The 23,186-nt window shown below is 55.2% G+C and carries 23 protein-coding genes; 11 read left to right on the top strand and 12 right to left on the bottom strand.

The window, feature by feature from the left end; all coding sequences use genetic code 11:
• Positions 1–3: 3 nt before the first annotated feature.
• The 5 genes from glpG to LZP73_RS08190 form a co-directional block, all read right to left on the bottom strand.
• The gene (gene glpG / locus LZP73_RS08210; protein WP_234234093.1) at positions 4–843 is read right to left on the bottom strand and encodes a rhomboid family intramembrane serine protease GlpG; all 840 of its coding nucleotides are present in this window, start codon (positions 841–843) and stop codon (positions 4–6) included.
• Complete coding sequence (gene glpE, locus LZP73_RS08205) at positions 840–1,148, bottom strand: thiosulfate sulfurtransferase GlpE (protein WP_169565433.1); 309 nt, start codon at positions 1,146–1,148, stop codon at positions 840–842. The genes glpG and glpE overlap by 4 nt, the downstream gene beginning before the upstream one ends.
• A gap of 97 nt (positions 1,149–1,245) precedes the next feature.
• Positions 1,246–2,271 (bottom strand): L-threonine 3-dehydrogenase, encoded by a 1,026-nt coding sequence (gene tdh, locus LZP73_RS08200; protein ID WP_169565432.1) that lies wholly within the window; start codon positions 2,269–2,271, stop codon positions 1,246–1,248.
• A gap of 10 nt (positions 2,272–2,281) precedes the next feature.
• Complete coding sequence (locus tag LZP73_RS08195; protein WP_234234091.1) at positions 2,282–3,475, bottom strand: glycine C-acetyltransferase; 1,194 nt, start codon at positions 3,473–3,475, stop codon at positions 2,282–2,284.
• Positions 3,476–3,764: 289 nt separating this feature from the next.
• Positions 3,765–4,403 (bottom strand): TetR/AcrR family transcriptional regulator, encoded by a 639-nt coding sequence (locus tag LZP73_RS08190; RefSeq protein ID WP_234234088.1) that lies wholly within the window; start codon positions 4,401–4,403, stop codon positions 3,765–3,767.
• Positions 4,404–4,531: 128 nt separating this feature from the next.
• Here LZP73_RS08190 and waaA point away from each other — a divergent pair, with 128 nt between their 5' ends.
• Positions 4,532–5,791, top strand: coding sequence for a lipid IV(A) 3-deoxy-D-manno-octulosonic acid transferase (waaA, locus tag LZP73_RS08185; protein WP_234234086.1), 1,260 nt, complete (start codon positions 4,532–4,534; stop codon positions 5,789–5,791).
• On the opposite strand, the gene LZP73_RS08180 is transcribed toward waaA, so the two are convergent.
• Positions 5,780–6,508, bottom strand: a complete 729-nt coding sequence (locus LZP73_RS08180; RefSeq protein ID WP_234234084.1) for a 3-deoxy-D-manno-octulosonic acid kinase — start codon at positions 6,506–6,508, stop codon at positions 5,780–5,782. The two genes, waaA and LZP73_RS08180, sit on opposite strands and share 12 nt — an antisense overlap.
• Positions 6,509–6,594: 86 nt before the next feature.
• Here LZP73_RS08180 and LZP73_RS08175 point away from each other — a divergent pair, with 86 nt between their 5' ends.
• The 4 genes from LZP73_RS08175 to LZP73_RS08160 are packed head-to-tail and all read left to right on the top strand — an operon-like array spanning position 6,595 to position 10,936.
• On the top strand, positions 6,595–7,689 hold the full coding sequence (locus LZP73_RS08175) for a glycosyltransferase family 9 protein (RefSeq protein WP_234234082.1): 1,095 nt from the start codon (positions 6,595–6,597) through the stop codon (positions 7,687–7,689).
• A complete protein-coding gene (locus tag LZP73_RS08170; RefSeq protein ID WP_234234080.1) occupies positions 7,667–8,758 on the top strand; it encodes a hypothetical protein in 1,092 nt (363 codons plus the stop codon). The genes LZP73_RS08175 and LZP73_RS08170 overlap by 23 nt, the downstream gene beginning before the upstream one ends.
• Positions 8,749–9,834: a glycosyltransferase gene (locus LZP73_RS08165; RefSeq protein WP_234234078.1), complete on the top strand. Its 1,086-nt coding sequence runs from the start codon at positions 8,749–8,751 to the stop codon at positions 9,832–9,834. Before LZP73_RS08170 ends, LZP73_RS08165 begins: the two co-directional genes overlap by 10 nt.
• Positions 9,835–9,856: 22 nt before the next feature.
• On the top strand, positions 9,857–10,936 hold the full coding sequence (locus LZP73_RS08160) for a CDP-glycerol glycerophosphotransferase family protein (RefSeq protein ID WP_234234076.1): 1,080 nt from the start codon (positions 9,857–9,859) through the stop codon (positions 10,934–10,936).
• Positions 10,937–11,101: 165 nt separating this feature from the next.
• On the opposite strand, the gene LZP73_RS08155 is transcribed toward LZP73_RS08160, so the two are convergent.
• A complete protein-coding gene (locus LZP73_RS08155; protein WP_234234074.1) occupies positions 11,102–12,172 on the bottom strand; it encodes a glycosyltransferase in 1,071 nt (356 codons plus the stop codon).
• 296 nt (positions 12,173–12,468) lie between these two features.
• Here LZP73_RS08155 and coaD point away from each other — a divergent pair, with 296 nt between their 5' ends.
• The 5 genes from coaD to LZP73_RS08130 all read left to right on the top strand — a co-directional run bounded on the left by coaD (position 12,469) and on the right by LZP73_RS08130 (position 18,009).
• Entirely contained in the window at positions 12,469–12,975 is a 507-nt protein-coding gene (gene coaD / locus LZP73_RS08150; RefSeq protein WP_234234072.1) for a pantetheine-phosphate adenylyltransferase, read from the top strand.
• Between the two features lie 25 nt (positions 12,976–13,000).
• Positions 13,001–14,515 (top strand): capsule assembly Wzi family protein, encoded by a 1,515-nt coding sequence (locus LZP73_RS08145; protein ID WP_234234069.1) that lies wholly within the window; start codon positions 13,001–13,003, stop codon positions 14,513–14,515.
• Between the two features lie 362 nt (positions 14,516–14,877).
• Positions 14,878–15,609: a glycosyltransferase family 2 protein gene (locus LZP73_RS08140; protein ID WP_234234067.1), complete on the top strand. Its 732-nt coding sequence runs from the start codon at positions 14,878–14,880 to the stop codon at positions 15,607–15,609.
• Position 15,610: 1 nt separating this feature from the next.
• Positions 15,611–16,288, top strand: coding sequence for a TVP38/TMEM64 family protein (locus tag LZP73_RS08135; RefSeq protein ID WP_234234065.1), 678 nt, complete (start codon positions 15,611–15,613; stop codon positions 16,286–16,288).
• Positions 16,285–18,009, top strand: a complete 1,725-nt coding sequence (locus LZP73_RS08130) for an ArnT family glycosyltransferase (protein ID WP_234234063.1) — start codon at positions 16,285–16,287, stop codon at positions 18,007–18,009. Before LZP73_RS08135 ends, LZP73_RS08130 begins: the two co-directional genes overlap by 4 nt.
• A 60-nt stretch (positions 18,010–18,069) precedes the next feature.
• On the opposite strand, the gene mutM is transcribed toward LZP73_RS08130, so the two are convergent.
• The 4 genes from mutM to LZP73_RS08110 all read right to left on the bottom strand — a co-directional run bounded on the left by mutM (position 18,070) and on the right by LZP73_RS08110 (position 20,872).
• The gene (gene mutM / locus LZP73_RS08125; protein WP_234234061.1) at positions 18,070–18,885 is read right to left on the bottom strand and encodes a bifunctional DNA-formamidopyrimidine glycosylase/DNA-(apurinic or apyrimidinic site) lyase; all 816 of its coding nucleotides are present in this window, start codon (positions 18,883–18,885) and stop codon (positions 18,070–18,072) included.
• A gap of 50 nt (positions 18,886–18,935) precedes the next feature.
• A complete protein-coding gene (locus tag LZP73_RS08120) occupies positions 18,936–19,385 on the bottom strand; it encodes a hypothetical protein (protein ID WP_234234058.1) in 450 nt (149 codons plus the stop codon).
• A gap of 305 nt (positions 19,386–19,690) precedes the next feature.
• The gene (locus tag LZP73_RS08115; protein WP_234234056.1) at positions 19,691–20,149 is read right to left on the bottom strand and encodes a GNAT family N-acetyltransferase; all 459 of its coding nucleotides are present in this window, start codon (positions 20,147–20,149) and stop codon (positions 19,691–19,693) included.
• A 60-nt stretch (positions 20,150–20,209) separates the two neighbouring features.
• Positions 20,210–20,872: a 7-cyano-7-deazaguanine/7-aminomethyl-7-deazaguanine transporter gene (locus LZP73_RS08110; protein ID WP_234234054.1), complete on the bottom strand. Its 663-nt coding sequence runs from the start codon at positions 20,870–20,872 to the stop codon at positions 20,210–20,212.
• Positions 20,873–21,098: 226 nt separating this feature from the next.
• Between LZP73_RS08110 and LZP73_RS08105 the strand changes: the two genes are divergently transcribed.
• Entirely contained in the window at positions 21,099–21,800 is a 702-nt protein-coding gene (locus tag LZP73_RS08105; RefSeq protein ID WP_234234052.1) for a substrate-binding periplasmic protein, read from the top strand.
• Here the strand turns inward: LZP73_RS08105 and LZP73_RS08100 are convergent.
• Positions 21,768–23,123: an isochorismate synthase gene (locus LZP73_RS08100; protein ID WP_234234050.1), complete on the bottom strand. Its 1,356-nt coding sequence runs from the start codon at positions 23,121–23,123 to the stop codon at positions 21,768–21,770. The two genes, LZP73_RS08105 and LZP73_RS08100, sit on opposite strands and share 33 nt — an antisense overlap.
• Between the last annotated feature and the right edge of the window lie 63 nt (positions 23,124–23,186).

Raw genomic sequence — 23,186 nt, 5'->3', positions numbered from 1 at the left:
GGCTCAGGCCGGGCGTCTGCTGCTGTCCAGCAGGCCCTGAGCCAGGCCGATCAGCAAGCCGGCGATATGGGCGCCATTGGCGATTGCCAGGCCGAATATGTCGGTAAAGCCCAGTGCCAGCCACAACAGCATGAAGCCCATGTAGGCGGGTGGCAGCCCTATGCCGGCGTCTGGCCTCCTCTGACCCAAGATCCAGGTATAACCCACCAGGGCATAGACGACGCCGGATAAGCCGCCGAAATAGGGGCCGCCGACATAGAACTGTGCCAGGTTGGGCAGGGTGCCGGCCACCACCAAGAGTATGAGCAAAGGTTTGCTGCCGAGCCGGGTCTCTATCTTGCCCCCAAGGTACCACCACCAGAGCAAGTTGAAGATGATATGCATGGCGGAGAAATGCAGCAGGCTAGGGGTGAACAGGCGCCAGAACTGGCCAAAATCGGCTTCGGGCACGGCGCCGAAGAAAGACAGGGCATTGAATACCTCTTCGGCCAGGCCCAGGTTCATGGCGGCAAAGATCAGCACGCAGGCACAAAAGATGACCAGGGTGACCGGGCCCGAACCTGTGATGAATTGGCTGACGAGCTGCAGGGTCGGGGCACCGTAATCCAGCTTGGTATGGGTATCGCCATTTTCCCACGAGGCCTGCAGGTATTTGTTGTCGTAAGGGTGGGCCATGAAGTGGGCAAATTCTTGTTGCGCTTGCTGCAGCTGGCTATCCTGGGTGACCATCAAGGCGAAACCCCGTTCCAACGGCACCACTCGACAGTCGATGTCCAACCCCTTGAGGTAATCGACAAATGCCTGAGCGGCTCTGCTGTTGGGGAGTCGGCCTATTTCTGTCATGCATGGGCCTCATGCCAGGCGCTGTAGCCACCATCCAGGCTGTAAACCTGATCGAAGCCTTGTTCGTGCAGATATTGGGCGGCGTTCTGGCTGCTCATGCCGTGATAGCAGACCACCACCAGGGGCTTATCCATATCCGCATCGGCGATGAAATGCGCCAGGTTTTCATTGTTCAGGTGCGTCGCCCCCTGAATATGGCCGGCCTCGAAGCTGGCGGGATCGCGGATATCGACAATTTGCAGCTCAGGCTGGGACTCATGCATCTGGATGAGCTGATTGATGCTCAGGTGTGTGAAGGCGGACATAATAAAACCTATGACAAATTCGATAGGGTTAGTGTGCAACAAGGGGCTGTGAGTGTACAGCCCCTTGAGGATTTGCTTTAGGGCAACAGAAGCTGGCTTAATCCCAGCTGAGTATGACCTTGCCCGATTGTCCCGAGCGCATGGCATCGAAGCCTTGCTGGAAGTCGTCGACACTGAAGTGATGCGTGATTATGGGGGAAAGGTCCAGACCCGATTGGATGAGGCTCGCCATCTTGTACCAGGTCTCAAACATCTCGCGGCCATAAATCCCCTTGATGACCAGTCCCTTGAAGATCACCTTGCTCCAGTCGATCGCCATCTCGCCGCCAGGGATCCCCAGCATGGCAATCTTGCCGCCGTGGGTCATGGTATCCAGCATGGAGTGGAAGGCCGCAGGTACGCCGGACATTTCCAGGCCCACGTCGAAGCCTTCGGTCATGCCGAGTTCCTGCATCACCTCCTTGAGGTTCTCCTTGGCCACATTGACGGCTCGGGTAGCCCCCATCTTGCGGGCCAGCTCCAGGCGGTATTCGTTCACATCCGTGATCACCACGTGACGGGCACCGACATGACGACACACGGCCGCCGCCATTATGCCTATGGGACCAGCACCCGTGATCAGCACGTCTTCACCCACCAAGTCGAACGACAGGGCGGTATGCACTGCATTACCGAAGGGGTCGAAGATGGAGGCCAGCTCGTCGCTGATATCATCCGGGATCTTGAAGGCGTTGAACGCCGGGATCACCAAGTATTCGGCGAAGGCGCCATCGCGGTTTACGCCGACACCCGAGGTGTTGCGGCATAGATGGGTGCGGCCTCCACGGCAGTTGCGGCAATGGCCACAGGTGATGTGGCCCTCACCCGATACGCGGTCGCCTATGGTGAAACCACGCACTTCCTGGCCTATGCCGACCACTTCGCCGACATATTCATGACCCACGACCATGGGGACTGGGATAGTGTTCTGTGACCACTGATCCCAGTTGTAGATATGCACGTCGGTGCCGCAGATGGCGGTCTTCTTAATCTTGATCAGCAGATCGTTGTGACCCATTTCCGGCTTGGGCGCATCGACCATCCAAATGCCTTCTTCGGCTTTTAACTTACTGAGAGCTTTCATCTTGTGTGTCCTAAATAATGCCCATGTCTTTGCCTATGCGGGTAAAGGCAGAGATTGCTTTATCTAACTGCTCACGGCTGTGTGCCGCCGACATTTGGGTACGGATGCGTGCCTGGCCCTTGGGGACCACAGGGAAGGAGAAACCTATCACATAGATATTCTCTTTCAGCAGGCGATTGGCGAAATCACCGGCCAGCTTGGCATCGCCTATCATCACAGGGATGATGGCGTGATCCGCGCCGCCCAGGGTGAAACCGGCCGCCGACATCTGCTCGCGGAAATAACGACTGTTTTCCCATACCGCTTCCCGCAGCGCCTGGCCGGATTTCAGCATCTCCAGCACATGGATAGAGGCCGTGACGATGGAAGGGGCCAGAGAGTTGGAAAACAGGTAAGGGCGTGAGCGCTGGCGCAACCAGTCGACCACTTCCTTCTTCGCCGCGGTGAAACCACCCGAGGCGCCACCCAGTGCCTTGCCCAGGGTGCCTGTGATGATGTCGACTCTGCCCATGACGTCGCAATACTCATGGGTGCCGCGGCCATTCTGGCCTATGAAGCCGACTGCGTGGGAATCGTCGACCATGACCAGGGCGCCGTATTTGTCCGCCAGATCACAGATGCCCTTGAGGTTGGCTATCACCCCATCCATGGAGAATACCCCGTCGGTGGCGATCAGTATGTTGCGTGCGTTGGCGGCCTTGGCGGCGATTAGCTGAGTTTCGAGATCGGCCAGATCGTTGTTGGCGTAGCGGAAACGCTTGGCTTTACAGAGGCGTACACCATCTATGATGGAGGCATGGTTCAAGGCGTCCGAGATGATGGCGTCTTCGCCATCGAGCAGGGTCTCGAATAGGCCGGCATTGGCATCGAAGCAAGAAGAATAGAGTATGGTGTCTTCCATGCCGAGGAATTCGCTCAGGCTGGCCTCGAGTTGTTTGTGTATGTCCTGGGTGCCGCAGATGAAGCGTACCGATGCCATACCGAAACCGTGATCCGCCAGGCCCTGCTGGGCCGCTTTGATCAGCTCAGGGTGGTTTGCCAACCCCAGGTAGTTATTGGCGCAGAAGTTGATTACTTCCTTGTCATTTACCCGGATTGCAGTCTGCTGAGGAGAAACTATCACTCGCTCGCTCTTGTATAAGCCTTCCGCTTTGACTTCGGCAAGCTGTTGATTGATTTGGTCGTAGAATGAGGTTGAGGCCAACGTGAATCTCCTTAGTTAAACTTTATTCTGGTTTTGGGAGTGGCGGCATTCTAACCTTAAACCCAATCGCCCTACAGCCTTTTTTTCAAGGGCGCGGGCCGGATAATTCAGGTTAGGGCTAATGGGATTTTCGCATCTAAAAAACTAATCTATGCCGAACCCGATTCGACGCGGCACGCTCACTCCAATACCTGGAAAAAGCGCCGTTGCTGCGTCTCATGGTTAGTCTGATTGTAGAAGCTATTGACGGTTTTGTAAGCCCGGATGCCGGGTGGCATCCGCACTTGGCTCATTGGCCGGCGAGGGCGAGATAATGTTGTTCCAGGCGGCTGAAAGTATCGACCGAGGTCGGGGTCGCATAGGCCTTGAAGATCATCAGCACCCTCAACACGCCTTCATACAGGGTGGCCTTGGTGATGCTGGACGTGCTGGATTGGGTCAGCTGATAGCCTATCCAGAAGCTGACCAGCATCTTTATGGTATCGGCCAGAGGGGTGATCTTGTCCTCGTCCACATTCAGGAAGCCATCCTGTTTCAGCTTATGCAGCACATGGCTGGAACGGCTCAGCACTTGTTGCTGCGCCTTGAGGTATCTCTGTTTGAGCACTTCATCCCTGGCGAGAATGTCGGCCAGATTGGCGTACATGAAGCGGAATTGCCACAGGGTATAGAACATGGCGTCGAAATAGCCGATCAGCAATTCAACATCCACTGGCCCGTCTTCATAGGGTTGGAACCCAGACTCCAAGTGACTCTCATACAAGCTGAAAATGGAGCGGATTATGTCTTCTTTATTACGGAAGTGATAATAGAGGTTACCCGGACTTATGCCTAAATGAGCGGCTATGTGATTGGTGGTGATGCTGCGCTCGCCGTGCTCGTTGAAGAGCTCCAGGCTGGCATGGATTATCTTGTCACGGGTTTTCATCTTGTTTCCACTGAAGTGTCGGCGGGACGGGAGATTTACCGTCGTTGCCGGTACATTATCCCTAATTTGGCGGTTATGTTAGCATTGTGGCCATTCATCAGGCAAAACCCAATTAAGCAGCTCATTCCATGCATCGTATCCTTTATTCGGCGCTTCTTTATCTTATGTCGCCCCTGATTGTCCTGTATCTGGCGTTTCGCGCCCTCAAGAGTGCCGACTATCGTGGCCGTTGGGGCGAGCGTTTCGGCTGCCATAGGCTCGAGAAGACCGACTTGCTGGTGCATTCTGTGTCCATGGGGGAAACCCTGGCGGCCATCCCCCTGATCCGCCGCATTCAGGCAGCTTATCCCGGGCTGCATATCACAGTCACCACCACAAGTCCGACGGGCTCGGCGGAGGTGCTCAAGGCCCTTGGCGACACAGTGCAGCATTGCTATCTGCCGCTGGATTTTCCCATGAGTGTCAGACGCTTCCTGGCGCAGTTGCAGCCCAAGTATTGCATCATAATGGAAACCGAGCTGTGGCCGAACCTGTTGCACCATGCCGCTAAGGCCGGGGTCAAATTGATGTTGGCCAATGGCCGCTTGTCCGCCAAGTCGGCACGCAAGTATCAAAGTTGGCCGGGTTTGAACTGCCCCATGTTGCAGACACTGGATCTGCTGGCGGTGCAGACCCGGGCCGAGGCGGAGCGTTTCGAGGCGCTCGGCGTGGCGGCCGACAGGCTGCATGTCTGTGGCAGCGTCAAATTCGATATCCAGATCCTCGAGGAACAGCGCGCCCGGGCGCTCGCCTGGCGACAGAGCTGGGGCCGGCAAGCTGCGCCCGTGTGGGTCGCCGGCAGTGTTCATCCTGGGGAGTTCGAGGCGGTATTGAGTGCCCATAAACACTTGTTGTCAGTCTGGCCGGATGCCCTGCTGATCTTGGTGCCGCGTCATCCGGAACAATTCGAGGCCGCCGCCGAGAAGATACGGCAAATGGGCCTGGAATTGACCCGCCGCAGTCGGCAGCAGCTGACCGCCGGAACCCAGGTGTTGCTCGGCGATACCATGGGGGAGTTGCTTAGCCTGTACGGCGCGGCGGATCAGGCCTTCGTCGGCGGTACCCTGATAGCCAACGGCGGCCATAATCCGCTGGAACCGGCCGCCATGGGACTGGCGGTGTTGATGGGCCCCAACCATTGGGACTTCGCCGAGATCACAGCTCTTTTGCATGCAGCCGGCGCCCTCAGGCTGGTGGGCTCAGGGGAAGAACTGGGGCAGGCATTGCAGGCCTATTTTGCCGAACCCGGTGCACTGAAGCAGGCGAGTCGGGCCGCCATGGAAGTAGTGAACCGCAATCGTGGCGCCCTGGACAAGCAATTTGCCTTGGTTGCAGCGTTAATCGGCTAAGGCTGAATTGTAGCCGGCCAATAACAGTTGCCAGTTCGCCTCGGTGAACGCCAGCGCAGGACATTTTGACTTTTCTTTATTGAAGGAACGCAGCAGACGTTGCAGGTTGGCCTGTTGCCAGCCTTTCGAGGGGGAGCGCAGCTCGCCGCGGTCGAAGTCTATGAGGTAGAAGTCTGTGGCTGTGATCAGGATATTCTTGGCATTGAGATCCGCATGGTACACACCGCGGCGGTGAAACTGGGCCAGCTTGGCGCCGAGCCGCTGCCATTCCGAGTCGCTCATCTGTGTCTTGGACAATCTGGCGACCAGATCTTCGGCACCGGCAACCCGCTCTATGATGATATCGGCGCGATAGCATAAGCCGTGGCGCTCTATGTTGGCCGCTATGGGCTTGGGCACTGAGAAGCCCTCGCGATAGAGAATATCCAGCAAGGCGAGTTCAGCCATGGCGCGGGTGTGGCTCAGGCCGGTATAGAAGTAGGCGTCCCGGCTGATTTTTTCCATCAGACCGCCGCGCCAGTAATGACGCAGCACCCAGTGCGGACGCTCTGCCTGTGCGTATGCCTGTACGAACCAGGTGGTGTATCTGCCCTTGGAGGAACCTACCACGGCATTTTTCGCCCGCCAATAATCGACGCTGAACCAGTCCCGTGCCAGTGTGGCAGGGGTATCCTGACAGAGTGCGATAACGCCATTGCGGGTGTGATTAATCTGCATAATAGGGATAAATGTTAGTCAAAGCGTGGCACAAGCGGTCATTCTACATTAAGATCCTCGGCTTGCGCCAAATAACCTTAGTGCCCATGAGCTTGAATCTGAATACCATAGAATCCCTTTGTCTGTTGCGTCTGTCCGCCATCGGCGATGTCTGCCATGCGGTGGCCATGGTGCAGGCGATACAGAGGCAAAAGCCCGGCATAGAGATCACCTGGGTGCTGGGCAAGGTCGAGTACCAACTGCTCAAGCACCTGCCCGGTATCGAATTTGTGATCTTCGACAAGTCCCAGGGCTGGCGCAGTTACCTGAACTTATATCGGGCCCTGAAGGGCAGGCGCTTCGACGTCTTGCTGCACATGCAGGTGGCACTGAGGGCCAGCATAGCTTCCCTGGCGATTTCGGCCAGGGTGCGCATGGGGTTCGACAGGGCCAGGGCCAAGGAAGGTCAGTGGCTGGTCACCAACCACAGGGTCGCGCCCCTGGCGCAGCCCCATGTGCTCGATGGCTTCATGGGCTTTGCCCGCGAACTCGGGGTGACAGATCTGACCCCTAGGTGGGATATTCCCGTGCCCCCGGCGGATAGCGAATTTGCCCAAGCATTGATTGCCGATGGTGAAAAGGTGCTGGTCATCTGCGCCGCCGCCAGCAAGGCCGAGCGCAACTGGTTGCCCGAGCGCTACGCCGCCGTGGCCGAGCATGCGGCGGGTAAAGGCTATAGGGTGCTGCTCTGTGGCGGCCCCACAGCACTGGAGAAAGATCTGGCAGGTGCCATAGAGCAGGCCTGCGCTGCCAGCCTGGAAAACCTGGTGGGCAGGACTTCCCTGACCCAACTGCTGGCCTTGCTCAAGCGCGCCTCGATAGTGCTGGCACCTGATACAGGCCCGCTTCATATGGCAGTGACCCAAGGCACCCCGGTGATAGGCCTGTATGCCCACTCGAATCCGGGGCGCACCGGTCCCTATTTGTTTCGCGACTCTGTGGTCAGCGTCTATGATGAGGCCATGGCATCGCAGCACCAGGGCCCAGTGCCCTGGGGGACCCGTGCCAAGGGCGGGGATTTGATGGCGTTGATTAGTATTGAGGCCGTAATCGAAAAGTTTGACCTTGTGGCGAATGCTAGCAGGCACCAGACTGAACTTATGTGTAATAAGGTTATTTATGACAGCCAAAATGGTCTCTAAGTTTTTATTTATTCCCGTCTCGTCGGCTGAAGGCATTGGTGAATATATGCGTTCTATGATTATCGCCGATGAGGTGAAACGAGTGTGGCCCACGGCAGACATCAAGTTTATTTTGAGTAAACAAGCACCCTATGCGGCTCAATGCCATTATCCCGTCGAATTGCTTGAAGATACGCCGACCAAACAAGTTAAAGCAGTGAATCAAATCATGTCTGATTTTCGACCAGACATAGTGTTGTTTGACGCCTCTGGTCGAAAATCACAGTTGGCGCATGCCCATAAAATGGGCGCCAAGGTCATATTTCTCAGTCAGCACAGGCGTAAACGCAATCGCGGCATGAAAATTGGTCGCGCCTTAGTGACAGATTGTCATTGGGTTGTGCAACCTGAGTTTGTGATAGGCCCTATCAGTTGGTTAGATCGTCTTAAGTTGAAGTTAATTAAGAAACCAGAACCTCTGAATATCGGCCCTGTTTTTACTCCACCCGATAATGACACTCAATCCAGGCTATTGGCACAATATCAACTGACTCGCAATGAGTTTGTATTATTCAATGCCGGCTCCGGTGGTCATAAAATTAATGGCCAGTTGGCCGCCGATATTTTTGCTAAAGCGGCTCAGGACTGCTTCGTTGAATCTGGCATCGTCAGTGTGATGGTGTTTGGACCTAACTATCCTAAAAAATTACCTAACGCAGCCGGCGTCATCTGGATATCTCAGCTGGATAATAAGCAGTTTATCAATCTGTTAGCTGCAGCCAAAGCGGCGGTATTGGGCGGTGGGGATACACTGTTACAGGCAATCACATTGCATAAAACCATATTGGCAGTGCCCATTTCCAAAGATCAGTCCGATAGAATTGCGGCTTGTGCATCAAGACTGCTGGTGATGACCTGTGCGGGTAAATCGACTGAAATACAAGCCGCAGTCGCCATGTTAATCAAAAAAGTAAAAGACAAAAGTGGACAGGCATTGCAATGCAGCACCACAGAATTAAATGGCTTAGTCGTTGCAATGCGTGAGATGAAAAATGTATATGATCATTTAGGAGACAAATCATGCGGATAGCCATTGCCATCGACAGTTTAGCGGGTGGCGGAGCCGAGAAGGTGATGATTACCTTGGCCAAGCAATTTATTCGCTTAGGGCATGAGCCGCATTTTTTAGTCATGGAAGACAATCGTTATTATGACACACCGGAAAATTTACCCGTTCATCAATGTTTTGCTCCTAAGGACAAAGATTTCGATCACTTTGGCCGCCTGAAGGCTTCGGTGAATAAACTCAGGGCCAAAATCACAGAGATCGAATCTCAGGTGGGGAAATTCGACTTATTCTTGTCTAACTTAGATAAAACCAACTTGATGATGACCAAAACGTGTGTGTCTCCACTGTATGTGATAGTGCATTCTTCCGTTGAAGAGGAGCTGAGTCGCCAATTGAAGCTGGGGCCCTTTGCCTATTTGAAGAAACTCAGCGCCAAAAAAGCCCTCAATGGCCAACATCTGATCACTGTATCAAATGGCATAGCGAAGGAAATTAAGGACAAAGGCCGTTTACATCCCGCCTCTATGCAGACCATTTATAATCCATTCGAGTTTGACGAGATAGGCGCTCAATCCCGGCAAGAAAATTCCCAGATCCCGCAGGGGGATTATCTTATTCATGTCGGTCGCTTCGCCAAGCAAAAACGCCATGATGTGTTGTTTGAAGCGCTGAGATTAACGCAAAACCAACTCCCTGTGGTGCTTCTGTGCCATAACCACAAGAAAGCAATGAAAGCGGCTAAAAAATTTGGTATTGAAAAGCGCGTGATTATTCCCGGTTTTCAAAGCAATCCTTTCCCATGGATAAAGCGGGCCAGGGCATTGGTGTTAAGTTCTGACTTTGAAGGTTTGCCCACAGTCTTGATCGAATCTTTGGCCTGTGGCACCCCTGTCGTCAGTACCGATTGCCCCCATGGACCTAGCGAAATTTTAACCGGGAAGTTAGCGCCTTACCTGGTGCCGCGCCGTGCCCCTCAAGCCTTGGCCCAAAAGATAGATGAAGTGCTTAACCAGCCGCCGTCCCTTGAGCAGGTTGAGATCTTGGCCAAGGTGGATGCCAGCTTGATCGCTGAACAATATGTGGCATTAGCAAAGTAATTCAATAGTGTGTTGAGGGAGGATGCTTGTGGGAGTGTTAAAACAAGCCAGAAGACGTTATTTATTCTATATAGCGCAGAACTATTCCTATGCGATGTTAAGGCCGCTTCAGCAAGTTATTTTGGATAGAGGCGACGAGGTGAGTTGGTTTTTAGAGGGGGGGGAGGTTGATCCTAAATTTCTAAAGGCCAATGAGCAACGTTTGCCTGACATCGACGCAGTGAAAGCTTGGCAACCCGATGCGGTATTTGTCCCGGGGAACGTGGTACCCAGTTTTATTCCTGGCGTTAAGGTCGGTGTTTTCCATGGCTTTAACGCAGGAAAAATGAATCACAAGGGCCGCGAGGACCACTTCGAAATTCGCGATTGTTTCGATCTGTACTGCACCCAAGGACCGGCAACGACGCTGCCTTTTCTGAAGCTTGAGAAAAAGTTTAGGACCTTTACCGTGGCAGAAACGGGCTGGCCGGCGCTCGACCCCCTGTTTCTTGAGCATCAGGACAATCCTTATATTAAGCCGGATGATCCGCGGCCAGTGGTGCTTTTTTGTTCGACATTCTCCCATAGCTTGACCTGCGCTCCTGTGGTCTTTGAGCAGATCAAGGCCTTGTCACAGAAGGGGCAATGGCGCTGGTTAGTGCAGTTTCATCCCAAAATGAACCCTGACATAGTTAGCCAATACAAGGCGTTGGAGAACGAGAATTTACAGTTTGTTGAGACTGACAATGTGATCCCCTTACTGCAAGCTGGGGATGTGATGTTGTGTGATACTTCCTCTATCCTGTTGATGTTCTTGATGCAGCGTAAGCCGGTCGTGACCTTTAAGAATCAGTCACCTAAAGCGCACTTAATCGATATTCGCAAGGTCGATGATATAGAGCCTGCCTTGATGCGGGCACTGAGCCGTCCTGATGACTTGATGGCGCATATTCATGATTACTGTAATCAAATTCATCCCACGGGCGATGGCCGGTCAAGCCAGCGTGTTCTGGCCGCCACAGACGCCTTGATTGACAAGGGCACGGATTGGCTCAAGGCTAAGCCATTGAACTTATTGCGGCATTTTAAAATGCGCCGCAAGCTGGGTTATTGGAAAATATGACAAGTGATCCTCGTTGAGAATGAGTCGAGGAGGATGCGGTACCGGGTCTTTAGGCGCTGAGCGGTGTTGGACTCACTTGGCCCCGGCCTGAAGCGCGGCGGCCAAAGAGACAGCAAGCCTGTCGGTGGCAGAGACAGAGTTGCCGTCTGGTCAGCGTCAGGCGATTTATCCGGCCAAGTTCAAGTATTGCTGGGCAATGTATTGGCTGTCCACGGCTTTCAGAATATCAAGATCTTCGAGTGATGGCGGGGATGCCAGGCATTCCAGCGCCTTTTGTGCCAGCAATGCCGGCTGACGCACAGGCACTAAGTAGTTGGCTAAGTGCCCGGTGAGGATTTCATTGGGACCGTGCGGACAGTCTGTGCTGACCACAGGGGTGCCACAGGCCAAAGATTCGATCAATACTGTGGGTAAACCTTCAAAATCGGAACTCAACAGCATTAATTCCGCCTTGGCGATCCACGCATAGGGATTTTGTTGAAATCCTGGGGTGATAATTCGGTGTTCGACGCCATATTTTTTGGCCAGTTTGCGTGCCTTGTTTGGCCTGTTACATAGCAGTACCAGTTTGGGGGCCATTGGCATCTCTCTGAGGGCTTTGAAGAGAATGTCATGGCGTTTCTGCCGGGTGACCCGCCCCACATGGATCATATAAGGTTCGCGTGGGATCTCGGCGATCACTTCCTGGGCTTTCGCTGTGATCTCAGCTAAACGGAAGGGGTTGTATATGGTTTGCACGCTCCGGGGGGTTAACCATGAGGTACGTCTGAGTTCATCGGCAATGCCATGGGAGACAGTGATGATTTGTTTGCCGATCAGCGCCTTGGCCTTTTTCCAGCGCCGCCAGAAGTGTACCGGCCCGCGTTTTAATTCCATCAGCAACTCTTGTTTTAAAGCACAGTGACAGAAGTAGTAACAAGGTTCGAAATGACAGCCGGAAACCACGATATCACAATCGGTTGAATTACTTAGGAAGAGGGAGAATTTGCCGGTTGTTTCGGCGGCACTCACCTTCGCCTCGAGTTGTGCTCTTTGTTCATGTAGCGAAGGCTTTTGATCTGCGTCGAATAGGTAGTGAATGGTCACGTTTTCTGGTGGCCTGAAATCTCCTGCTTGATGAAACACAAACAAATGCACCTCTTGGCCTGCGTCCTGTAACATTTCCGCCTGAGATAGGGCGACTTTAACCGTTCCGTTGGAGAAAAAATTATGGCAAAAAATTGCGATTTTCTTCATATGAGTGCTCTTATGCATGGAGCTGAATGTCGTCATGTGGCATCAAGCTGTTGCGCGAGGCGCGAGTTGACTGACAAAGTGACATCATCTCTGGTTAGCTTCAGTCCAGTATGTTGCGTGGGGGCATTATATCAGTTTGCAGCCTGACTTGGGTTCAATTGCCGGAGTGCTTAAGGATATTTGGGTTTCTCACGGACATATAGCGGCGTTTTTGCCCTAACTATTCACTCGCCTGGCTAAAACGAGTAGACTGGCGGCAATGATTGTAGGGCATTTAGGTGAGTTGAGTCAGTAAAGTGCATACCAGAGCGATTTATCCGGGAACCTTCGATCCCATCACCAATGGCCATGCCGATTTGATCGAACGTGCTGCCAAGTTATTCCAGCATGTGGTCATAGGCATAGCCGCCAATCCGTCCAAGCAGCCCAGGTTCACCCTGGAAGAGCGGGTCGCACTGGTGAATGCAGTTACGGCCCACCTGGACAATGTCGAAGTGGTAGGTTTTACCGGCTTGCTGGTGGACTTTGCCCGGGAGCAGAAGGCCAGCGTGCTGGTGCGTGGCCTGCGCGCAGTATCCGACTTCGAATACGAATTTCAGTTGGCCAACATGAATCGCAGGTTAAGCCCTGAGCTTGAGAGTGTATTCCTGACTCCGGCAGAAGAAAATTCATTTATTTCCTCTACCTTGGTCAAGGAAGTGGCACTCCATGGAGGAGATGTCAGCCAGTTTGTTCACCCTGAAGTCGCCTTGGCCCTGGCGTCAAAAACATCATCCACCAATAAGTCATCTTCGAAGGACTGAACCTCAAGTTGTAGTAAAGGATATCATGAAAGCTTTTTATACCTCTGTCGTTGCCTCTCTCGTTACTTTTGTGGGGGGCATAGGTCTGTGTTTTTCATCGGCGGCCATGGCCGCTCCCTGGATAGATGCCTCTGACATCTATCTGCGCGCAGACATCCAGGCTCTGGCCGATGCCGGTGCCATTACAGTACCTGTCAATACTTTCCCACTCATGTGGTCCGGCATAGGTGCAGATCTGGCCAAGGTGGAACCTGAGACCCTCTCTCCCAGCGTCGCTCAAGCCTTCGCCCGGGTGAATTTTTATTATCGCAACGCAGTCGCAAACCGCGGCAATGCCAGTATCAAGGCCGTGGCGGCATCCGACGCCGCCCGCTTTCGCCATTTCGGCTCAGATAGCCGCGAGCAGGGCGAGCTGAAAGGCTCCTATGAGTATCTGGGCGGGAATTTTGCTTTCAAGGCGGCGGCCTCGGGTAGCTATGATCCCGAGGATGGCAGGAATTTTCGTCTGGATGATTCCTATCTGGCGGTGATCTTGGGTAATTGGGTGATGTCCGCCGGCGCCATAGAGCAGTGGTGGGGACCCGGCTTCGACTCGGCGCTGCACAAATCCACCAATGCCAGACCCCTGCCGTCCCTGATGCTGAGCCGCAACAATGCCGCCGGCTTCGAGACCCCCTGGTTGTCCTGGATAGGTCCCTGGACCCTGACGACGGGTTTCAGCCTGCTGGAGAAGGAACGCGCAGTGCCCAGAACCGCGCTGTGGAGTTTTCGCGCAGGCATCAGACCCATAAGGCAGCTGGAAATGGGCGTGTCCTGGACCACCCAGTTCTGTGGTGAAGGGCAGGAATGCGATGCCGGCACCTTTTTTGATGCGATTTCCGGCGGCACCGAATGCGCCGATGGCAGCGCAAGCTGCGATCCCGCAATGCATACCAAGATTGGCAACCAGATGGCCGGCTTCGATGCCCGTTATGGCGATACCTGGTTCGGCATGCCGGTTGGCCTGTATCTGGAGCGCACCTGTGAAGACTCCAGTGGCTCTATGCCCTGGAACCTGGCCGACTGCGCTAAGTTGCTCGGTGCCGATACCCGCATCAATTTTGAGCAGCAGCAATACAAGTTGTTCTTCGAATACACCAATACCCTGGTGGCTTGTGGTGAAAACCTCAATGCCTTTAACTGCTTCTATGAGCACAGTACCTATCAGAGCGGCTCGCGTTATTATGGCCGCGCCTTGGGCAGCACCTACGACAGTGATGCCAAGGTCTATGCCTTGGGCTTGGTGGGCCAGTTCGCCGACAGTCAGGGCTTCACTTCCATCTTGCGCTACGCCAAGCTGAATAACGACGGCAAAAATCGTGGCGGCCTCTGGGCACCGCAACCGCTCAAGGAAGACATACTCATGTTGGAGCTCAGCTACCGCCTGCCGCTCTGGAGGGGGATGGCGAGCCTGGGGGGGACTCTGTCCGAGTCCGACTTTGTGACTCAAGATACCAAGACCCATGCCAGCCTGTTTGGTACCTATGAGTATCGTTTCTAAGTTTGAGCTTTGCCCTAAAGCCAGGATATTTATCCTGGCTTTTTGTTGTGTAGTGCTCAGGAATGACACAAATAGCGCTTACCTGGTGCTGAGCTAACGGCGATTGATGACGCGCCCCGCCAGGCTTGTCACCTAGATATCATGTTGACGCTTCAGGATAGATGAGTATCCTATTCAAGATTCATTCAGGATAGGTGGTTCGAAGAAGCCATAAACCCGGATGAACTCTGGTTATTTGGGGTCTGTTTGTGTTGGCATTCGAGTGGGTTTTGGACGCCGGATAAGGGACAAATCACCCGAATGAAAGGGTATTTTATCTGGCAATATTAACATAACCTATGAGTTATGTCGGGAGTAACAAGTTGATTTCAGTCGTAATACCAGCCAAAGACGAGCAGGCCAACATAGGCCAGTTAGTCACAGAAATTCACCAGGCATTGCAGGGCAAGACCCCTTTCGAAGTGGTGGTTGTCGACGATGGCAGCAGTGACGATACCTTCGGTGAGTTGCTGCGCACGGGTGAACGCCTGGGTTGTGCCACCAAGGCCATACGCCATGAGAAGAGCACAGGCCAGAGTACGGCCCTGCATACAGGCATATTGAATGCCGAAGGCACATACATAGTCACCATGGACGCCGACGGTCAGAATGACCCGGCCGACATTCCTGCCATGCTGGCGTTACTCGACGGCATTCATGAGGTCGATTTTTGCATTGCGGGTTACCGCAAGCACCGCAAGGATACCGCCTGGAAGCGTTTCCAATCCAAGTTGGCCAACAAGGTGCGTAACGCCATGTTGAACGATGGTGTGCCCGACACGGGCTGTGGCCTGAAGCTGTTTCCCAAGTCGACTTTCCTCAAACTGCCCTATTTCGATCATATGCACAGGTACATACCCGCACTGGTACGCCGTCATGGTGGCGAGGTGCATGTGGTGGTGGTCAATCACAGGGACCGCATGGAAGGTGTGTCCAAATACACAGCCTGGAATCGTGTCTGGGTCGGCATAGTGGATATTTTCGGGGTCATGTGGCTCAACAGTCGCACCCGTCTGCCCAAGGTAATAAAAACCGAGACGACCAAGGCTCAATAAGATGAAGCGGTTACTCAAGGCGTGTGTGGTCGTCGGCATACTCTTGCTGCTGACGATAGCCGCCCAGCAGGGCATGTTCGAACATATTACCGACAGCAACTGGGTCGCAGGCTATGTGCGTGAGCAAGGCTTGCAGGCCCTGGCCGTGTTGTTTGCCGCCGGCGCCCTGTTCACCGCAGTCGGTGGTCCGAGGCAAGTGATCGCTTTCGTCTTCGGCTTCGCCCTGGGAGGCCCGAGCGGCGCCCTGGTGTCGACTCTGTCTACCCTGCTGGGCTGCGGCATTTCTTTTTATCTGGCACGCTTCACCATACGCAAGCCGTTGCAGCGACGCTTCGGGCGCCGTATCAACAGGCTCGAGGCGTTGCTGATAGAGCAGACTTGGGTCAAGGTGCTGATGGTGCGCCTGCTGCCTGTCGGCAGTAACCTGTTGACCAATCTGTTTGCCGGTGCCACCCATGTAGGGGCAACCGGCTTCCTGCTCGGCAGCTTCATAGGTTACCTGCCGCAGATGTTGATCTTCAGCTTTGCCGGTGCCGGTATCGGCCTGTCGGATCATTATCAGTTGGCGACCAGCATAGGCCTGTTCGTGGTTTCCTCCCTGATAGGTGCCCATCTTTACCGTAGCCGGCTGCGCAAGCAGGTGGAAGACATAGAGACTCTGGATAAGGAAAGTGTATGACCTCGCCACTGAAGGCATTGAATAGTCAGGACTATTACAAGGTACTCTGGCCCTTGCTCACCCTGTCGCTGTTGATCTTATTCGTTGGCATAGGTTTTCGTTCCCCCTGGCCCGCCGACGAACCCAGGTTTGTCGAAGTCGCCAGGGAGATGGTGACCTCGGGCCAGTGGTTGTTTCCGACCCGGGGCGGTGAGTATTATCCAGACAAGCCGCCGGTATTCATGTGGGCCATAGCCCTGTTTTATCTGCTGACCGGCAGCCTTAAAATGGCCTTCCTGCTGCCCAACGCCCTCTGTGGCCTGTTGACCGTATTTCTGGTGTTCGACCTGGGTGCCAGGCTGTGGAACGTGCGGGTCGGCCGCAATGCCGCCTTGCTGCTGCTGATAGTGCCCCAGTTCCTGATACAGGCCAAGAATGCCCAGATAGATGCCATGGTGATGTGCTGGATCACCGTCGGCTGTTATGGCCTGATACGTCATTTCATGCTCGGCCCCCATTGGCGCTGGTATTTCACCGGCTGGGCCTTCATGGGACTGGGGGTGATCACCAAGGGCGTAGGTTTCCTGCCTTTGCTGATGCTGATCCCTATCCTGGCCTATGGTCTGAAAGACAGATCCCTGTTCAAGGGAAGGCTGACCTGGACTTGCCTGGCAGGGCCTGTGGCCATGCTGGCGGTGATCGCCTGCTGGCTGGTACCCATGGTGCTGACGGTGCAATCCCAGGGCAGTCACGAGTTGCTCCAGTATCAGAACAACATACTCTTCAAGCAAACGGGTGAACGCTATGCCCACGCCTGGCATCATATCAAGCCATGGTATTACTTCATCCTGACCGTGATCCCCATGATGTGGTTTCCCATTCCCTTGCTCGTTCTGGCTCACTGGCAACGCTTAGTGACCAAGGTCAAGGCCGAGCCGAATATCGCGATACTCTTGGGTTGGGTGGTGCTGGTACTGGTGTTTTTCAGCATCAGTCCGGGTAAGCGCGATGTCTATATACTGCCGGCCCTGCCCATGATGGCGCTGCTCATCTCTGCCGCCCTGACAGGCGAGGCGCCGCGCAGGTGGTTCGAGACGCTGGTATCCGGCCTGTTGTGGTTCCTGGGCTGTGTGCTTATGCTGGCCGGGGTGCTGGCGTTGAGCCATTATCCGGCACTGGTCAAGGCGCTGAGGGATTACAGCGACGATCTGTCTGGCATTGGCTATCTGTTCATCTGCCTGGCACTGCTGTGGGCCGCCTTGCTCTGGTTCCTGAGAAAGCAGCTTTCCCTGGTGCGGGTGGCGGCCGTCATGGCGCTGGCCTGGGGGTTGATCAGTACCTGGGGTTACAGCTTGCTGGATCCTGTGCGCACGCCTCAGGCATTGATGGCACATACGGCCCGGGTGATAGGTGAGGATGCCGAGTTGGGACTGATCAAGTTCAAGGAACAATTTATCTTGTTCTCACCCGTCAGCATCACCCACTTCAGCTATCTGGCGAGTGTCGAAGAGCAGGAGCGCAATGCCTGGCAATGGATCCAACAGGGTGAAAGGCGTTATCTGCTGGTGCCCGACACAGCCACCTTGAGCTGCTTCGACCTGGCTGCCGGGCAGAACATGGGCATGGCCCACAGGGATAACTGGATCCTCCTGTCCGAGGCCAATCGCTTGCCTGAGTGCCAGGCGCCCGAGCGTGAGTATCGTTACTTCACTGAGCATCCGGGTCGCTGGATGACAGAGTAGCTGCAAACAACTAAAAACGCCTGCAATCGCAGGCGTTTTTTATGTGTGTCACCGGCAGGGTCATTTTGTCTGGCAGATGCCGCAGAAGACTGTGGTGCGCTGGCCCAGACGAATCTCACTCAGCAGGTTGCCACAGGCGGTGCAGCTGTCGCCGCCGCGGCCATAGACATGCAGCTTCTGGGCGAAATAGCCGGGTTTGCCGTCGGCGTTGGTGAAATCTTTGAGGGTGGTGCCGCCCTGGCGGATGGCATTGGCCAAAATCTGCTTCACCTCGGCGGTCAGCAGGGTCAGGCGTTCCATGTCTATCCTGCCGGCCTCGGCTTGTGGGTGTATGCCGGCGGCAAACAGGGCCTCGTTGGCGTAGATATTACCCACGCCGACCACTATGTGATTGTCCATCAGGCATAGCTTGATAGCCTTCTTCTTGCCCTTCAATGCGGCGGCCAGCTGCTGCGGATTGAACCCCAGGGTCAAGGGCTCGGGTCCCAGCTTGGATAGCAGGGGATGGGCTTCCTCGGGCAATTCACACCAGAGCCAGGCGCCGAAACGGCGGGGATCGTTGAAGCGCAATATGCGGCCGTTGGCCAGCTCGAGATCTATGTGATCGTGCTTCTCGACTTGGGTGCCTCGCGGCAGGATGCGCAGGCTGCCGGACATGCCCAGATGGACTATCGTAGTGCCCGCATCTGTGTCTATCAGCAGGTACTTGGCCCTGCGCCGCACGGCGCGTATGGTCTGGCCTACGATCTGTCTGGCTATCTCGGGCACGGGCCAGCGCAGCGAGGCATTGCGTATGATGAGATCTGTGACTCGCTGCTCGAGCAGATGAGGGGCTATTCCCTGGCGGGTGACTTCGACTTCGGGTAATTCTGGCATTAGACTCTCGCTTATGACTCTCGCTTATGACTCTCGCTTATGACTTTCGTTTATGGCTGGGCGCTGAGAATGGGTTGCAGTGTTTCCCTGAGGCTGGGGGGGATCTGATACCAATTGCCGGCGGGGGATTTGAGCAGTCCGGAGGCCGGGAAGTAGAGCCAAAGTTGTGACTGGGGAATTCCGGCGATCTGGATGAGCAATTCCCGGGGTTCTCCGCCGACTGTGGGAGTGCCTTCCAATGCCGATATGCTCACCGCCTGCCAGGCATTTGCCCATTGTTCACAGTTGAGTACCTGGGGGTCGCATTGCCAACCCGTGGCCCGGCGCTGTAACCAGAGGCCGTCGAGCTGCAGCTGGGCCAGGGGGGCCGCGTCGTCGAACAGTGGCCTGGTATCGGCGGGCATTTGTCCGGTTTTGGATTGCAGAAAAGACAGTACCGCGACCATGACAATGCTGGCGATGATGATGATGTTGTTCCACTGTCTACGGGTGAATGCCATGATGGATGAGACTGGGGCGATTATTACTTAGGCTAAGTCTATCACTCTATGGGAGAAAAAACCTGCTTCGAAAGGAGGCTATGCCGGCGAGCGCTGCCGTGGCATGACATAAAAAAAAGCCGGATGATTAATCCGGCCACAAAGAGTGTGTGAGCAATGTCGTGCTTGCAAACTCAGGAGCCCTGCACCCGGAGAAGACCATTGATACTCTGAGCGAGGTGAGTTTTGGAACGCAAGCAAATAATAATCATTATCATTTGTGTTTGCAAGCTAATTGTTGGAAATGATGTGAAATAGCCTGAGCGTTAAATATTTTTGTTTAACGTCAATCTATTATCCAGCGTGTCCCGTGCGTCCGTCTGCAATGATGTCACGCGATATTGCTGGCTCAGCAGCATGCCGAGCATGGCGGGGAAGCGGTTGCGGCTCTTGACTTGAATGTTCCTATAACCCTGAGTCCTGGCCCAGTCTTCCTGACAGGTCAGGAGCGCTTTGCCCAGTCCCAGTTGTCTGAAGTCGGGCAAGACGCCCCCCAACCAGCTGTAAAAAGTGCTGTCATCCAGCGCATAGCCCAACTTGAAGCCGGCTGGTTCCCCTTGGATCTTGGCCAACAGCAAGAGGCTGTGCCCCGACGGCAAGCGCTCGCTGTATTCCTCGTGGGATCTGGGCGAGTCAAACTCGGGGATCTGGGCAAACAGGTCACCCAGCAGGGATAGCTGAGCGGCATCAATTTGGGTAATAGCTTCAATTTCTATGGAATACATCTTAACTCTCATCCTGGGGATAACACCGGCCGTATTATAACAGGTCCGGCCAGTTAGATCTCAACGGGAGAGCAGGTTTACGGGCGTTTCATGCAAGATCTTGTCCTGCAAGTATTTCAACAGCAGGCCATAGGCTGGCAGGAAGAGTCCCAGGCTGACGACGAGTTTAAAGCCATAGTCCACCGTGGCGATTTCCGGCCAATGCCGTGCCATGAAATCATCCGAGGAAGCGTAGAAGGCGAGGCCGAAAAATACCGAAGTATCCAGCAGATTGCCTATCAGGGTCGAAGCCGTCGGCGCCAGCCACCATGAAGCACTGCGTCTCAGGTGGGCGAATACCCGTATGTCCATCAATTGTCCCAGGAGATAGGCGGCAAAACTGGCGAAGGCGATGCGAAATACCAAGGTATTGAATTCACTCAGTGTCTGGGCACCCTGAAAGTCACCCTGGTGGAACAGCACACCGACCAGATAGGAGATGACAAGCGCGGGCAGCATGGCACGAAAGATGATACGGCGAGCGGCATCCTGACCGAAAATGCGCACAGTAAGATCGGATGCCAGGTAGACGAAGGGGAAGCTGAAGGCGCCCCAGGTGGTGTGCAGTCCTGCTATCTGAAAGGGTAGCTGTACCAGGTAATTACTGGCGCAAATGACGAGTATGTGGAACCCCGACAATAGGATGAGGGCGCGGCGAAATTGCGCGGTCGATAGCGTTAACATCTTGTGGCCTTTTTAGTGAGTCCGGCGGGGTGAGGGAACCCGCAGCTGGCAGACAATCTGCCCTTGTTCAGGGCGGCACATTATAGAGATGCTGGCCCATGATGCAAGTTGCCTGCCGGTCAAGCATAGCAAATACCAGAGTGGCGCCTACACTTGGAGTCTGGGAGGCCAAAGTATGCAACCGATTTGGGCGTGTTTCTGGGCGTTGGTTTGGAGTGCTCTGTCAATGACTGTCGGGGCCGGGCCCATGCCTGTGGATGTGGTCACGGCCAGTTGGCAAGGGTACGCGGTAGATGAAGCTGAGCAAGGTTACTACCTGGCCTTGCTCGAGCGCGTGTTTCCCGCCGAGGACTGGACGCTGCGGGTGCACTTCCTGCCTTTCGCCCGCACCCTGTATATGCTGGACAGGCAGCGCGCCGACATAGTGCTGAGCGTCTACCGAGGCGACTTGGGTTCGGGTCTCTACAGCGAGGATTGGGTCGAAGTTGAGACGATAGATGCCGCGGTTGGCCCCGGACTCGCCGCCAACTGGCAAGGCGTCGCTAGCCTGAAGGCGAAAAAGGTGCGAGCCATGAAGGGCTATAGGTACGACTCCCTGACCAAGATCGCCATGGACTATCAGGAAGGCAGCAACTTGTTGGACATGTTGAATCAGTTGAATGCCGGCAGCATAGATGCCGTCCTGGACTACCGGGTGGAGATCCGGCGCTTGAGCCGGCAACTGAAGCGTCCTCAGGCTTATGTGCTCATTCCGGATGTGCTCAGGGCCGAAGTGTATTTCGGTTTCGCCGACAACGCCAAGGGCAGGAGGTTGAAGGCTCACTTCGATCTGCAACATAAGGCCCTGATAGCCTCCGGCGAGCGGGCGGCGTTATTCGACGCATGGCAGCAGAAGCTAAGCCAGCGCCTTGCCGTCGAGCAGAATTGACAGTACGGTCGCCAACTTATTGTCCAGTTCCCGCCATTCGGCTTCCGGCCGAGAGCCTGCGACTATGCCGGCCCCGGCATACAGGCATACCTGCTTACCTTGGAGGTAGGCGCTGCGAATGGCCACGGCAAACTCAGTTTCATCCGCACTCAAATAACCACAGGCGCCGGCATACCAGCCCCTGGGCTCTGTCTCGTGCCCACGGATGAAGGTCATCGCCGATTGGCGGGGATAGCCGCCGACGGCAGGGGTGGGATGCAATGCCTGCAGCAATTGCCGATCCCCCGTCTCCCGTTTGAGCCGGGCGTGAATGCTCGTATGCAGATGCTGCACATGCGCGAGCTTGAATATCCTGGGATGGGCCTCGGCCTCGACTCGTTCGCTCAGTGGTGCCAGGGCGGTCAGAATATCCTGTTTGACCCAGAGGTTCTCTTCGGCATTCTTGCTGTCTGCCAAGAGTTCATTGGCCAGGCTGGTGTCTTCGGCCTCGTTGGCACCGCGGCGGGCGGTGCCTGCCAGGGCTTCGCTCTGGAGCAAGTTGCGCCTACGCAGGTACAGGCGCTCGGGTGAGCAGGAGATGAAGCTGGCGCCTGGACCGAATTGAAAACCAAACTGAAAGCAGCCGGGGTTCAGTTGCTGCCAGCGGCGCAGCAGACTCCAGGGACAGAGATCCCGTTCGAAGTCGAGCCGGGTCTGGCGCGCGAGCACTACCTTGGGGGTATGGCGGTTGAAGTTGGCCGAGGTGATCTGCGTCACCAACGTCTGCCAACGGGGAAACTCAGGGTTATGGCTGCGGCCCACAACGGCAGAGGCTTCCCTCTGGGGCAGTGGCCGAGGCGGCAACAGACTCAGAAGGGCCGCCAGCGCCGCCTCGCGTTCGGCCGCCAGTCCCGCGTTTTCGCTATTCAGGTTGACGGATAGCTGGTAGTTGCCAGCCCGGCGTGTGAGTTCAACCCGCGGCAACACAAATCTGGCATAACCGAATTCTGACCAGGCAGGGCCGGTGGCATCGAAGGCGACGCCGCCGTAGAGACGGGCGTTGCCGGTGTGAGCCGCAGTGTGCTGCAACAGGGCTGCGAGCCCCGGATCATCGGCAGACTCGAAGCGAAAGTCCTGACAGATACCCACGGCCGCGACTTCTTCCCCATTGTCACGCCCGCACCAGTAAAGGCGAGGGTAGAGGGCTTGTCCGGCCAGCCACTCCATGGGGTTGACGGCGCCGCAGTCGACCGTCAGTCGGAGCCGTGGCTGAGATGAGGCCGGCAGGCGTTTGAGTCTGTCCTCGAGCGTGCCTAAGGCGGCTAAAAAAACGGCGGTTGACAAATAAGACTCCAAATAAAGAGTGGCCATGGACAGAGCTGAGTCCTGGGGATTTTAGCCGGGGAA

The organism is Shewanella sp. AS16 (assembly GCF_021412365.1).
Lineage (GTDB): Bacteria > Pseudomonadota > Gammaproteobacteria > Enterobacterales > Shewanellaceae > Shewanella > Shewanella salipaludis.
The sequence above is the reverse complement of the archived record's forward strand: the minus strand, read 5'-3'. Positions and strand labels throughout refer to the sequence as shown.